The following is a 13,984-nucleotide window of genomic DNA, read 5'->3' on the forward strand; positions in this document are numbered from 1 at the left end:
TGACGAGTATGTGCTGCAGCTGACGGAAGAGGAAAAGATGTTCTGCTCGTCATACAAGGAAAGCGTCGGCATCAGGAAGGATGAATTGGTTGTCGGGTTCAATACGGGCTGTTCTGAACTCTATCCCAACAAGAAAATGACCATTGACCAGCATGTACAACTCATTGAGAGCCTGTGCATGCTCGATCATGTCAGGCTGGTACTTGTCGGAGGACCCGAAGATACCGAACGCAATGCAGAAATCGTACGCCGGGTTGGAGAGAATGTGATCAGCACGCCGACCACCGAAGGAGTCCGGCGGGGTTTATGCTACGAGAACATTTGCGACGTAATCATTTCAGGGGATTCGTTCGGGATGCACGCCGCGGTTGCGTTGAAGAAACATGTTCTCGTCTGGTTCGGCGTCAGTTGCTGGACGGAGATTGATTTGTACGAGAGAGGGGAGAAGTTCATACCTCACGGACTGGCATGTTCCCCCTGCTGGAAGCGTTCGTGCCCGTACAATCTTGAGTGCATCCACATGATTGATCTGGAAGGAATCGTTGCCGCTGTGAAGCGGTTCCACGCTGCGTGGAACGAGAAGAAGGCTAGAGCATAATCCCGGACGTCCGTACGGGCATCACTTCCCGACGATATAGTCTTCGAATTTCTTCGACAGATAATGATCTTCGGCGATGAAGGAGATGATTTGCTTGAACTTCTGCGCGTCAGCAAATCCCGGATATATCGTGATCGGTTCGGAATCGGATTTCAGAAAGAGTGTGCTGGGGTATCCGTTAATGCCGAACGCCGCCGCAAGCTCACGCTCGGTGTATTGCTGATTCCTATAGTTGATCTTCTTTGACGATTCCGCGTTGAGCTTGATAACAACGTAACTCTTGCTCAAGTAGTCGGCGACATCGTTGTTTGCGTACACCTGCGAGTCCATTTTCTTGCACCAACTGCACCAATCGGTGTACACATCAACCAGAACCTTCTTGTTGGATTGTTGTGCTTCCGCTATTCCCTCGTCAAACGACCTCCACTGCAGAAGAGATGTGCCGTTGGCTGTTGCCGACTTGAATTGAAAACCGATAATGGCAGTGAACACAGCAAGAACAACGCCTGTGATTATTCGTGTCCGGGTGGTTGCAGTCATGGAACTCTCCTGAAATGTCATAAACGTACACTCTGCCTGTTTGATGCTGTGACGGCTCGAAAGGGTCAGTGTTTCGACTATAACTTCAAACTCAACGAAAACGTGTGCCCGCTTCCGAGGTCAGAGGAGAGGGGGGCAAAGCCGTAATCGAGGCTGAACATCCCGTATTCAACGCCGAGCCCTGTACTGAAGCCGCGGGCATTCGAGCCGAGTTGATAGCCCGCGCGGGCTGCAACAATTCCATTGAAAAGCCACTCGCCTCCCATGTTTACATAGGTCTTCTTTTCGGGGAAGATGTGCAGCAGATCAGTGGCAATAGTAAGCCGCGATGTCATGCTTTCCAGTTCGGCAACGTACGCCGGGCCTGCACGAAGCAGTGAAGGGAGGGTGATGTTCTCGTTCCGAAGATTGTTTGTGCTGCCGAGATTGGCCAATGCCAATCCGAAGGTCAGGTTTTCAATCGGGGTGTTGTATTGGGCGCCGATGTCGAATGCGAAGCCGTTGGCTTCATCCACAAAAATCTTCTCGTACAAAAATTTTGCTGTTATTCCGATTGCCAGATCGTCGGAAAAGTGGCGCGCATACGACAAACCGAGAGAGTAATCTCTTGACGAGAACGTGCCCTGCGGAGTGCCCGGTCTTGTCCGGATCTCAATGTCCGAAACTGTTGCCGTGTTTACCGAAACCCCCAATGCGCTTTCATCGTTCAGATTGACCGTTGCGCCGAGGAACTGCGAGCGAACGTCCTGAATCCACTCCTTATGCATCAGCAGAATGTGTGCGTTCGTCCCTTCGGGCACCATCAGGCCGGCAGGATTGTAGTGCGTAGCTGCAGCGCCTGAGATTGTCGCACTCATGGCATCGCCCATCGATACGGCGCGGCCCGAAACGCCAAACTTCAAAAATGCAAGACCGGACTTCCCGACTTGTGCGTGAGCGGCATACGGCGTCATCAACAACACGAACGCAAGTGCGAAGAGGATATTTTGGGGGTACTTCATCATTTTTCTCGTTAGAAGATAACAGAAATCGAAATTATGTGCATGCCCGAAGTCGCAAACGGTTCGACGACAAATGCGTAATTGATTGCCGGAGTCCAATCATCAAAACTCCTGCGGGCGGAGAATCCGAATGCAGGCCGCACGCCATTTCCTTTCTCCTTCAAATCAACTCTGTCAATTCCCGCTCTGACACTGACTTCAGGAATGACCGGCACTTCAACTCCGGCCTTGAGCATTACGGTTGATTGATTTGTGAATTCGACGTCAACTGCTGCAATGCCCAGACTGTCCGGTAAGGTATATGCCGCCCCGACTGTGTAAAGCCGCGGGAACTTGTCATCGGTTTGCGTTCCGTTCTGGCCGTAAATGGCGTTGGTGTTCCACGAGTATTTTGAGAGGAGATCGCGGATTGTCGCGCCGAGCGTGATCGTGCTGCTCAGCGGGAACAAGGCGCCAATATCAATTCCGAATGTGCTGGAGTTGACGTCGGTGTACAGGTGATGATAGAGATACTTGACATTGAAGCCGATAGCGAGTCCGTTCTTCATCTGCGTTCCGAATCCGAGAAAGACCTGATTCTCGGATGTCTTCAACGGCCCGGTCGGTTCACCGTCCGAATCACGTCCGTCAATGTTGCTGACGCCCGAGTTGATGATGCCCGCAGAGATGCCCGCGTTGCCCTTCAGCGGTTGCGCAAAACTGAGGAAGTTCAGTCGGCGATCGAACGCGAGAATGCCGAAGGATGCGGAGATGTTCCGGTATCCGGCGAACGGCAACGCCGCCGGGTTGTAGTACCCGACAGCGTCGCCGCCGGTCACAGCCGTCAGGGCATTTCCCATTCCCATTCCCCGTGCACCGAAACCCATACGACTGTACGTTCCTGCCGTTCCGCCAAGCTGCGCCAAAGCCGATGACACGAGTACGAAGCAGAGTATGAGGAAAAAGAGAATGCGAGTAAACATCACTGTTGGGTGTGGTTTCATTGCAGCACCATCACCTTTCCCCAGGTCGGGTCGGCGCCGTCAAGCGTGACGCGGTAGAAATACACTCCGTTGGCAACGATACGTTTAGAATCATCCCGCCCGTCCCAGATTTCGTCATGCTCACTTGTTCCGGATCGGGAGGCGTCCTTGACAACGGTTCGAACGCGATTCATTCCGAAATCAAACACTTCGACTGTCACGTTAGCCGTTCGCCCGCCGGTGCTGTAGTGAACGCGGGCAACCTCTTGCCTGGGAGAAAACGGATTCGGGTAGATGTACGTTGCCGAAGTGTTGCCGACGGGACGGAATGCCCGCAGTACATGCCACGTTTGCCCGAACGGGTTAGTCGCGTTATCGGTCGTCTTGACAAGTCCATCGCCGCTGCCGCCATACACGGTATCGCCCGACACGCCGACGCTGAAGAATGCTTGAGACGTAATTCTGAACCCGGTCGCCTTGTCGATAATCGTGCCGGATTGAGTCCATGAAAATCCCCCGTCGTCTGTCCGGAAAATCCCCTCATCGGTTGCGACATACGCGATAGAATCCTTGAATGCGATATCGTACGCCTTCACGCCGTGCAGGAAGTTCTTCCAGATTCGGCCGCCGTCATCGGTGTAGCTGACACCGAATTGTTCAGTTTGACCCTCTGCTTTCCAGTTTGTACACCAGATCCGCTTTCGTGACCCGAGCTGTTGGCCGTTGATGGCGATTACCCAGTTGCCGAGTATGGGGGAGGACTGATTCTGTGCCGCGAACTTCGTCCAACTCACGCCGCCGTCGGTTGACTTGTTGATGCCTCCTGCGGTTCCGCACCAGACGGTTGTGTCATCTTCAAGATAAACGGAGAATGCAAGAAAGTTGTTGTTCCTTCTCGGGTCGACAGTATATCCGCCGAGCGCATCTTCGGGCGAAATGGAGTTTCTGATGTCTGATGGAAGAACTGTCCGTACCCAGGTCAGCCCGCGATTTGTGGATTTGCGCAGCCCGCTTGACCAACTTGCAATCCAGACGGCATTGTCGTCGAACGCAAGATCGAATGTTACATTCTGCTCGGGGACGATAATGGGCAGAAAGTAGATTTGATTCGATCCGTACGTTACGATGCTATCGTTGGCTGGGTCGAGTGTTTGCGGGAGTTGAGTCCAGCTAACGCCATTATCCAGTGAGTACGTGTACCCGGAACCTGTTTGCACCCGTGCGCTTGCATCGGTAGGGGAGGGCTTTGAGAAGCCGGTTGCTGTCCAGATAGTGTTTCCTTTCACGGCAAGAGAGAAGATGCCCGGATTTGCGAACTGAAGAACGGAGCGGAAACTCTCCCACGAAAGTCCGCCATTTCCCGTTCGGGCAAGTCCTTTACTCGTGCCAATGAAAACAGCCGTGCCTTCTGTTGCTATTTGAGAAACTGAATTGCTGGGGAGGGCGCTTAAGCTCTCCGACTGGCTGGCATCAAGTCCGAATGACCTCATGCTCATTACTTGCGCCGACATTGGCCATACGCCGGCCAGGAGCAACAGACTGAGAAGGGAAGAATAAAGCTTCATGTTCATCGGATAGTGAAGAATCGTTGGATGGTATTGCTTGTGTCTCCTTGCGAGTCAATAGCCTGAAAGGTGATCAACCGTGTCGAGCGTGTGTTCGAAGGTGTAACGGGCAGAAGTATCGAGTATTTTCCGTCGCCGGCAACGTCATCGCCCGTTGAAAGGGGCGTAGGAAACCCCTCGAATGTGTTGCGCCCGATGCCGCCGTCATCTTTCAGGAAGAACTTGGTTGTCAGGGTATCCCGCAGGAAAAACACCTCAGCAATATCGGCCAGCCCGTCCGAGTCGGACACGGTCGCAGTAAACTGTACAGTGATGAATCCTGTTGTCGGTAAATCAACCGTGTCGGGAGACGTTGCGCTCAGCAGTCGCGGAGCAGAGTTTCTTCTCGTCAGCGCGAGACGTCGCTCGATGATGTTGCTGACGTGGCCATCCTGTGACGTGGACCAGAACTTAATGCGATAGCGCCCGGCAAGGGTTCGCGGAATGGCGAAGTCGAACTTCCCCGAGAAAATCCCATCGTTGGCTGTCACATCCGGTGCAGACCCGTCATCCCGCAATGAGATTCGTGCAACTTCCTCAGTTGTGGTCGGTCGGAGAATAGCGGCAACAACTTCTTGTGCTCTTCCAGTGGCAGCGGTTCCAACACTGACTACTGTGCTGACTTGATAGAGATTGCCGACCGGAACTAGATTATCAAGAAAGATGCTGTCGGGGGTTGCTGATGCAGTACTGAGAAACGGACTCTCTGTTGGCACATCAATCGTGCCGAGGCTGTTCTTCTCGCAAGCCAAAAGAAGAATTGCGAGTATCGGCACCAGCAGGTATGGGATATGTTTCATGAATGGATTCTCTCGTGTCCTCATAACAGAAAAGCCGTGCATCCGTTGTCTGTTCGTCCGAAGAAAGTACTTCGGAATTGACAATGAAAGCCCGGCCCTGGAGTTGCTGTTTCTACGTGAATGCATGTGTTGGTAATATCCTGCCTCTTAACCCTAAAAGCGTACCAACACTGCGATAGATTTTCCGTGTTCGTTATTGATATGAACTGTTGAGAAGTTATTCAAATGCCATTCGAATGTCAAGCTGATTTTCCATTACAGGATATAGGAAATAGGAACGAGGGAGATACACCCGACAAAAATGACTGCACACAACCAGCCCAATGACCTGCGGGTAGGATCGAGCGGCGTATCGTCCTCAATCGGCGGTCGGTGCATCTTTCCCCTCCGAATCATAAAGATGAGAATCATAGCCCAGATGAACCAGCCGAACCATCCGTATTCAAAATCGATTCCGATTTCTCGCAACATTCCTGACAGTCCGAGGACTACCAATATGACAAGAAACGCTTGCGCAATGGTGTGGTATCGGGTTCCGAACATCGAATAGGAGATGTGTCCGCCATCGAGTTGCCCGACGGGGATGAGATTCATGGCCGTTACCAGCATCCCAAACCACCCGACACAGAGAAATGGATAGTGGTAGATTTCGTTCATGGGCGGAATAAATACGCCGGGCGGAGCAAACACTTCCCGAAACAATGAAAGAAACAACGTGTTGCCGAAATGCAGTCCGCCATCCGGTATTGTAGTAAGGAGCGCGTACTCCGGGTGGATGGAATAGAGATACTCCTTGGATGGCAGAGTCTGGAATCCGACAGCCAGGATAATTGCAGTCGCAACAAACCCTGCCAGCGGCCCGGCTACGCCGATATCAAACAAGACTTTTCTCGAAGGGATAGCAGACCGTAACCTGATTACCGCCCCCATCGTCCCGAAAGGATTGAGGAGGAGGAACGGAGGAAAGGGAATGTAGAATGGAAGCGTTGCTTCAACCTTGTGGTATCGTGCAGCGAAGTAATGACCAAACTCATGCGCGCTGAGCATGATGAGAATCAAGACAGAGTAGGTTAACCCTGACGAGAAATTGGTCAGCTCAAGTGAATCCTTGGCAAGCCAATCGACGCCGGCAAGAGTTGTTGTGAAGAACGTGAGGCCAAACAGAATGATGTGAACGGCATAGCGTTTCCATTGACTGAATTCGGATTGTGTTTCACCAAAATCTTGGTCCATGCGCTTCGAAAAGTGAATCGTTCAGAGTGTGAGAGTAGTGTCCTGTAAAAATATACAGAAAAGAAGGAAATAATCTAAGCCATAACGCCTGCAAACAAAAAAGGCCACCGGGCAAACGCCGCGTGGCCTAGGCATTTCTTATTCTGAACGACTTACGGTCTGGGCGGGTCCGGGATGTTCATAACACCGCTCTTCGGACGGGGTGGATCAGGAATGTTCATAACGCCGCTTTTGCTCAAGGCATTTGAGATAGCGATGTTTGAGATTGCAACGATTGCAAGCGTCACCAGAAGTGACCGAAAGCGCTTTGTTGTTTTCGACATGGACAGCTCCCCTTTGTTTGGTTGTTGTTGGTTAGGTTATCGGTTTCCTTTTGGAAATCTTCATGGTTGATCTTCTAACTGCACGGGTTGGAAACAGAACGGCTGGCAAGACTGGCAGGGGGAAACACGGGAACACACCGGGAGCGATGTCTGTACAGAAGGAAAACTCCGCTTGTCAAACACACTACAGAAGTTTCCCCCATTCTTCTTAAGCGTATCAATACTCGAGCTTTTTGCCTGCCCCAATATATTGAAGATGCATCGTACTGTCAAATAGAACTTAGAAATTACTGCTGTAACCTATGTTTATAACGATTCCCTCACAAAGAATAGCAGATATTTTGAAATAAATAGCGTTTGCTATTGACTTGCATTGCGACGTTCGATATATTTTTACCGTTACTCCCAAAGGGGATCTTGCCGATGAGTTTTGCGAAAAGGATATTGGTACTGTGGCTCGCAGTTATTGCAGTCGTGGGCATGTCATATTCATGGCCGCATTTTGAAATAACAGCAATCCAATTCTTGGGGAACTCGCTTCAATTCTTACTCCTCATTCTCTCAATAGTGTTGGTCCGCTTTGAAACCGTTCGCAAAACGAAGTTCATCTTCGTCAATTTTGCGGCGCTCTTTGCGATGGCCGTTTTCTTTCATTTTTACAACTTCGTTGGAACTGCGTTCTTCGTTGGTGATCCGAAGGCGCGATTGTATTATTTCCAGTATGTTTCTCATGCGCTGTACTTCTTTCTGCTCGCGTTCGCGATTTGTTATGTGACAATCGATTTGCTCTTCCGTGATTTCAAGATCATTCAGAAGTACTTTCTCACTATCGCAATCGTTGGCGGATTCTTCGCATACTACTACTATCCGCAACTTGCGGATTCGCAATATCTCTATAAGACACACGAAATTGCCGAGTGGAAAGAACTTGACAAGGCTTCTGCCCAATTCGCCCGGGAATTTGAAACAATCCCTGCTCACACGGAACTTGCTTCATATCTGAAGAATGTTGAAGCGCCTTTGTTGAACGCATTGCCTGAAGCCGATCGGGTTCTGAGAGTCGAGGAATTGTACCCGTACCTCTCCGGATCCAACTACAAGAACTTGTTGTTGAAGCCGATTTATCTCAGTTCCATTTATATGTGTGTGCTGACGGTCGGCCTGATTCTTCTCTTCTTCGGATATCAATACAAAAAAGATCCGCCCCAAGGAGCATACATTGAAAAGATGATGTTCTTTTTCCTGATGTTCTGCACGCTGGAAGTGTTTCACGCGTGGACATTCATCAAAACTATTGAGTGGCAGAACGCTCTCCAGATTTTTGAAATAGGGCAGTTTTTGTCGGCTGCTGTTCTTGGTATAATTGCTGTTTTCTTCGCCCTTCGCCTGCGGTTCATTCGCTCGGCGTACGGCGAGTTCTACGAACACGAAATCATTGAAAGTCCGTCAACCATCACGCGCTGGAGAGATTCGTTGGACAACCTGGTCATTGCCCACTTCTTCAAGCGCAACACACTCGTCGGACGAATGCTGGTCGATCCAAAATTGAAAACCAAGTAAACGCGAACCAAGCACCTCTGTTCAGGTCCCCTGCACAAACAAGCAGAGCGTGCCGTTCCAACCATCATCAGTAAGGAAGGTTCTATGGAATCAAAAACAGTTCTGGGAGACAAGAAGGCAGGGGGTGCTTTCGAATATCCTATCGTCGGTAAGAGCAAATCCACCGAACAGTTGATACGCTCGATTCAGAAACTTGCCAAGAGCCGGCGTGATGTCGTTATCGTCGGCGAAGCGGGAGTTGGCAAGGGAGCTGTAGCGAAGAACATCTATCACATGGGCAAGGCCGAGTTGAAGAACGGCAGCTCCGAACAACCCTTCATGTCGATCAACCTTTCGGTGGTTGACGACAGGGAACTTGAGGCGATGTTGTTCGGATTCGATCGCGGAGTCGAGGGATTGCCGTATACATCGAAGCGCGGGTTATTCGAGCAGGCGAACGGTGGTACCGTTTTAATTGAGGAGATTGAGGAAGCAAGCTTCCGCAACCAGATGAAGATTCTCAACTTCGTCAACGAACGCAAGACCCGCCGTATCGGTGGCGAGGCGAAAGAGAATGTCGACATTCGCCTGATCATTACTATGAAAGATGATCCTGCACAGCTTGTCGAAAAGCGGAAGTTGCTGGAAGACCTGTACGCCCGCGTGCTCGAATTCGAAAAAGTCGAGATTCAGCCGTTGCGTCAGCGCGCAGAAGATATTCCGCTTCTCGTCAAACATTTCACCAGTGAAATCTGCCGTGAACTCGGACTCGGTGAGTTGGTGATCGACATTAATGCAATTGATGTGTTGGTCCGTCAGCCGTGGAAAGAGAATATTCGCGAGCTGAAGGCTGTCGTTGACAAGTCCGTACTCTTCTCCAACGAAGGGCGATTCTCGCTGCCGCCGGAACTGGTCGATGAAAAGACAGAAGTAGTAAAGATGATCAACAACATTATGGCAGGTCAGGAATTCGTCCTCGATAAGTCTCTCGATGTGATTGAGAAGGGAATTATCGAACGGTCGCTTGACAGATTCGGCTTCAACCAATCGAAGGCTGCGCAGTTCCTCGGAATGACGGAACAGACATTCCGCTATAAGTTGAAGCGGCTCGGTATTGCCAGCGCTCGATCGAGGGGATAATACACATACAGTGACGTGATCACGAAACGCCTTCCGGATTCACAGGAGGGCGTTTCCTTTCTAACTAACGGAATACCCTATTCTTCCAGGACACTCTTCTGTTGAGCAAGACGATGGGAGGGAAGAGAACTACGTAGACAATATAGTACACCTCGAAGGGTACGAAGTACAGGATCAATCTCATCTTCCGGAAAGTGGTCAATGCCGGCCGGACAAGCATGAAATCTGAAAGTACTTTGACGGCATAGGCCGCCAGAACGGCGATGACATTTCCGGCCAAGAGATTTATGACCAGAAGTGTTTTGAATAGAAACCCTGTTGCAAACAACGCAATGCTCTTCAAGTCCATGTCAGCGCCACCAATGAACCAGCGTTTCTTCTGCCGATACAGGCCTGCCCAATCCTCGCACGGCATGCTTTGTACCAGCGTTGATGCATCGACGGGAAATTTTGCCTTGTATATGCCCGTCGACATTACTGCATGAAATAGGGCATAATCTTCAGTTATACTGAAGGGAATGTTCCGGTAGCCGCCGACCGCTTCGTATGCTTTCCTTCTCACGGAGAGATTATTGCCGACAGCCGTAACCGGGAAATGCAGGCGGATTGTTGCAGCCGCAATCGAGAACAACACAAACCAATCCAAGGCCTGAATTGCTTCAAACAATGTTGAGGCCCGAAGCGAAGTGAAACCCGCAACCACACCCACGTTCGGCTCGTTATAGTACTTCACGGTTTCTTCAACCCACCGTTCCGGAACGATGCAATCAGCATCCGTGAAGAAAATGAACTCGCCTGTTGTTCTCTCGATGCCCTGCGCGACCGCATTGGTCTTTCCTCTGAGATGTCCGTCAGGATCGGGGATTGAGGTATGTGATTGTATGAAAGGGAACCTGACGGCAAACTCTTCAATAATCTCGTGCGTTTTGTCGGTCGAGCGGTCGTTCACAACGAGTATTTCGAGAAGTTCTTTTGGATATGACAAGTGTGATAGAGATTCGAGGCAGCGACGAATATTCTGTTCTTCGTTTCGTGCTGCAACGATAATAGAGACTGTCGGTCTGAACGAACTATCAAAGGAATATCGGGCGCGATGAGCACCGATTGCGAATATGCAAATTTGAAGCGCGTACAGAATCCCGAACAGAACAAGCAGTTCTACAAGCATGAAAGAAGGAAAATGGTAACGAAGGAACTTCTCATCAAATTTAAATTACTCAAAATGTGCTCGCCACGCAATCTCGCCAAATGGAGTGAATGATGTCCGGTTATTGCATTTCAACCAACAGTTGAATATGTTGTTGCAGTGAAACAATTGTTCTCCCCTATATGAAGCGCAAGTATATTGCCACGGTTGTTCTTTCTGCGTTCCTTCTGCATTCCCCGGGTTGCGATAAAGGAATCGCCCCGCTCAACATTCCTCCTATTGATCCTAATGCACCTACCGGATTTGGCGGGATCATCTACTTTACGAATTGGCCGACCGACAGTGTTGACATCAAAGTGCAGGAACTCCGCATTGCTGCGTTCAAGGAAGCTCCCGTTGACACAACAGGTCTCTTTTTCGAATTCTTAAGAGGAAATGTGATCATCTATCCTCCCGTGGGAACGACTGCATACAGCAAGCGAGACAGTTCCGGGAGACTCCGCGATTCGATTCATTATGAGATTTACCTCAGGCCCGGCGTTGATTCTCTTCCCGCAACGTACACCTACATCGCAATGGCGTGGCGTGATGGGCCGAATGTTTTTGCAGATTGGCGTCCGGCAGGACTCTACACAACCCAGCCGGGTACTTTCAATCCCGGTTCCATCACCGTCACTCGTGGAAGATTCATTCAGAATATCGATATTCGGTGCGACTTCCGAAACCCACCACCGAGGCCATGGCAATGAAAATAACTATAGGATTTCTGATATTGCTCTTTGCTTCGGTGACGTCTGTGGCGGCGAGCGGTTCAATAGTGGGCACGGTTGTGGGCAAAGACGGGAATGACCACCTTGTCGGGGTGAATGTGCTGGTTCAAGGCTCTGTACGCGGTGCCTCGACAAATACCGACGGCAAATATCGCATAGCCGATGTAGCTCCCGGAACCTATACACTCATTTTCTCGCTTATTGGATATCAACGCGAAACTGTGGCGGGCGTAATCGTTCAGGATGGACAGGAAACGGTCGTGAACGTGACTTTGCGTGTACGACCTGTCCAGACAGACCAGGTCGTCGTTACGGCAAACAAGCGGGAACAATCGTTGCAGGACGTTCCCGTGAGCATTTCAGTGATGGATGCGGCAGAAATGCAATCACGCAATCCTCAGACGATCGAGGATGTCATGCGTTATATTCCCGGTGTAAACATAACCGGCGGACAAGTGAATATCCGGGGATCAAGCGGGTACACAAAGGGCGCGGGAAGCCGCATCGTAATGCTGCTTGATGGGATCCCGTTCATTGCAGGTGATACGGGAGAACTCATCTTCGAGCAAATTCCGGTCGGTCAAATTGATCGGATCGAAGTCGTGAAAGGGGCAAGTTCGGCGTTATATGGCTCCAGCGCGCTGGGAGGGGTCATCAACATCATCACAAAACCCATTCCGGAGAATCCGGAGACCTTTGTCAGAACCTATGCCGGTGTTTACAACAAGCCATCATATGACAGGTGGAAATGGACAGATCGGAGATTGGGGTTTGCAGGATTGTCGCTTGGCCAGACCCTGAAAGTGGGTGATTTTGGCCTCGCACTTTCGTTGAGCAGACAGGCAAATGACAGTTACCGCGCAAATGATTTTTCACGACGATACAACGTGTATGTGAAAGCGCGACAAGATTTGCCGTCCGACAATTCCATCACAATCAACTTCGGGTTGCTTTCGCAGCACCGCGGCCAGCACAATTGGTGGCGCAATATTGATTCCGCTCTCCTTACTCCCTATGTCCAGCGTGACGACGATGTGAATTCAAGCCGCTACTTTGTGAGCAGCCTCTATAACGATGCTTTATCCGATAAGTTCCTTTTATCAGTGAAGGGATTGTGGTATCACAACGACTGGAAATCCACGACGTGGCACGATTCTCCCCAACCTCGTTGGACAGACATCCAACAGTCGATCTCCAACGACTATCGCGCCGAAATTGGAATGACAGCATTCTTAGGGAGTGACCATACCGTAACGAGTGGCGTGAGCGGTCAGTTTTTCACAGTGGATTCGCCCACTTCACTCTTTGGCAAGCACTCAGGATGGTCTGCCGCTCTTTTCTCTCAAGATGAATGGAGCATTACCGACCGCTTCTTGCTCACTTTCGGTGCTCGCCTCGATATTCAGGATATCGGACTTATCGATGCGAAACCACAGGTAAATCCCAAGGTTGCGCTCTCGTACAAGCTTGACGAGGGAACTACGCTTCGCGCTTCCTTTGGGAGGGGCTTCAGGGTTCCCTCTGTTGGCGAGGTGTTTATTGCCCTTGATCTTGGTGGCGGAATAAACACGTTGCCGAACCCTGACCTCAAAGCAGAAAGAAGTTCTTCCTACGAATTGGGTATCGTTCATCAGCTGAATGGATTGGGAACGCTGGATTTTGCCCTGTTCAGAACCGACTACAGCAACCTGATAGAGCCTACGCCGTTTCAGGACGCCGGCGGTAGTTACAAAGTGCAATGGCAGAACACGCCCAAAGCCCGGGTTCAGGGATTCGAAACAGCTTGGAAGATTGGGTTCTTCGAAGGCGATCTTCTGTGGAATGTCGGGTATACGTATGCGTATGCAGAAGACCTCACTCCCCGGAGGTTTTTAGGGTTGGATAGTCTTGTGAACGCCCGGCCGAACAACGTGCTGCCGTACCGGCCGAAGCACGTGCTCACAACCGGAGTTCAGGGACGGTTCGGAATCCTCCGGGCGAATGTCGATTTCCGGTATATGAGCAAGGTTGACCGTGTGTTCGATCTGTTTGTGAATACGCGGGATTTTTTCATTCCGAATGCTGATGCGAGAGACAAGATTCTCGTTACTGACTTCAGGCTCGGTGCAGATTTTTCCTCCTTCGGAGTTCCTCTTTCCGCAACGGTTCACGTCAATAACGCATTCCGCTACAATTATCTTGAGTTGACAGCAAATATGTCGCCGCCCCGGAATTTTGTTCTTGTGGTCGAGGCGCGGTTGTAACAGCCTTCAAACGGATTATACACTGTCGGGAGTGGGTGTTGTTTCTTTGACAGTACCTGAGTGAGTACGACTGATTTCAATAAC

Annotated in this window: 13 protein-coding genes; 5 read left to right on the plus strand and 8 right to left on the minus strand. The window is 50.5% G+C overall.

What is annotated here, in order from left to right:
- On the plus strand, positions 1 to 598 hold a 598-nt coding region (locus KF749_15010), incomplete at its 5' end, for a lipopolysaccharide heptosyltransferase family protein (GenBank protein ID MBX2992460.1).
- A gap of 21 nt (positions 599 to 619) precedes the next feature.
- Here KF749_15010 and KF749_15015 read toward each other — a convergent pair.
- From KF749_15015 to KF749_15045, 7 genes are all read right to left on the minus strand, one after another.
- Entirely contained in the window at positions 620 to 1,138 is a 519-nt protein-coding gene (locus tag KF749_15015; GenBank protein MBX2992461.1) for a DUF255 domain-containing protein, read from the minus strand.
- Between the two features lie 77 nt (positions 1,139 to 1,215).
- Positions 1,216 to 2,142 carry a PorV/PorQ family protein gene (locus KF749_15020; protein MBX2992462.1) on the minus strand — a complete coding sequence of 309 codons (927 nt, stop codon included), beginning with the start codon at positions 2,140 to 2,142 and terminating at the stop codon, positions 1,216 to 1,218.
- An 8-nt stretch (positions 2,143 to 2,150) separates the two neighbouring features.
- Positions 2,151 to 3,122 carry a hypothetical protein gene (locus KF749_15025; GenBank protein MBX2992463.1) on the minus strand — a complete coding sequence of 324 codons (972 nt, stop codon included), beginning with the start codon at positions 3,120 to 3,122 and terminating at the stop codon, positions 2,151 to 2,153.
- Entirely contained in the window at positions 3,119 to 4,597 is a 1,479-nt protein-coding gene (locus KF749_15030) for a hypothetical protein (protein ID MBX2992464.1), read from the minus strand. The genes KF749_15025 and KF749_15030 overlap by 4 nt, the downstream gene beginning before the upstream one ends.
- 71 nt (positions 4,598 to 4,668) lie before the next feature.
- Entirely contained in the window at positions 4,669 to 5,505 is an 837-nt protein-coding gene (locus KF749_15035) for a hypothetical protein (GenBank protein ID MBX2992465.1), read from the minus strand.
- A 255-nt stretch (positions 5,506 to 5,760) separates the two neighbouring features.
- Positions 5,761 to 6,738 (minus strand): site-2 protease family protein, encoded by a 978-nt coding sequence (locus KF749_15040; protein MBX2992466.1) that lies wholly within the window; start codon positions 6,736 to 6,738, stop codon positions 5,761 to 5,763.
- Between the two features lie 152 nt (positions 6,739 to 6,890).
- Complete coding sequence (locus KF749_15045) at positions 6,891 to 7,061, minus strand: hypothetical protein (GenBank protein MBX2992467.1); 171 nt, start codon at positions 7,059 to 7,061, stop codon at positions 6,891 to 6,893.
- Positions 7,062 to 7,484: 423 nt separating this feature from the next.
- Here KF749_15045 and KF749_15050 point away from each other — a divergent pair, with 423 nt between their 5' ends.
- Complete coding sequence (locus KF749_15050) at positions 7,485 to 8,621, plus strand: hypothetical protein (GenBank protein ID MBX2992468.1); 1,137 nt, start codon at positions 7,485 to 7,487, stop codon at positions 8,619 to 8,621.
- An 84-nt stretch (positions 8,622 to 8,705) separates the two neighbouring features.
- Positions 8,706 to 9,740 (plus strand): sigma-54-dependent Fis family transcriptional regulator, encoded by a 1,035-nt coding sequence (locus KF749_15055; protein ID MBX2992469.1) that lies wholly within the window; start codon positions 8,706 to 8,708, stop codon positions 9,738 to 9,740.
- Positions 9,741 to 9,804: 64 nt separating this feature from the next.
- On the opposite strand, the gene KF749_15060 is transcribed toward KF749_15055, so the two are convergent.
- Positions 9,805 to 10,908 (minus strand): glycosyltransferase, encoded by a 1,104-nt coding sequence (locus KF749_15060; protein MBX2992470.1) that lies wholly within the window; start codon positions 10,906 to 10,908, stop codon positions 9,805 to 9,807.
- A 161-nt stretch (positions 10,909 to 11,069) separates the two neighbouring features.
- Here KF749_15060 and KF749_15065 point away from each other — a divergent pair, with 161 nt between their 5' ends.
- Positions 11,070 to 11,636, plus strand: a complete 567-nt coding sequence (locus tag KF749_15065) for a hypothetical protein (protein ID MBX2992471.1) — start codon at positions 11,070 to 11,072, stop codon at positions 11,634 to 11,636.
- The gene (locus tag KF749_15070; protein MBX2992472.1) at positions 11,633 to 13,900 is read left to right on the plus strand and encodes a TonB-dependent receptor; all 2,268 of its coding nucleotides are present in this window, start codon (positions 11,633 to 11,635) and stop codon (positions 13,898 to 13,900) included. Before KF749_15065 ends, KF749_15070 begins: the two co-directional genes overlap by 4 nt.
- Positions 13,901 to 13,984: the final 84 nt, after the last annotated feature.

This window comes from Bacteroidota bacterium, from assembly GCA_019637975.1.
Classification (GTDB): domain Bacteria; phylum Bacteroidota; class Ignavibacteria; order UBA10030; family UBA6906; genus CAADGV01.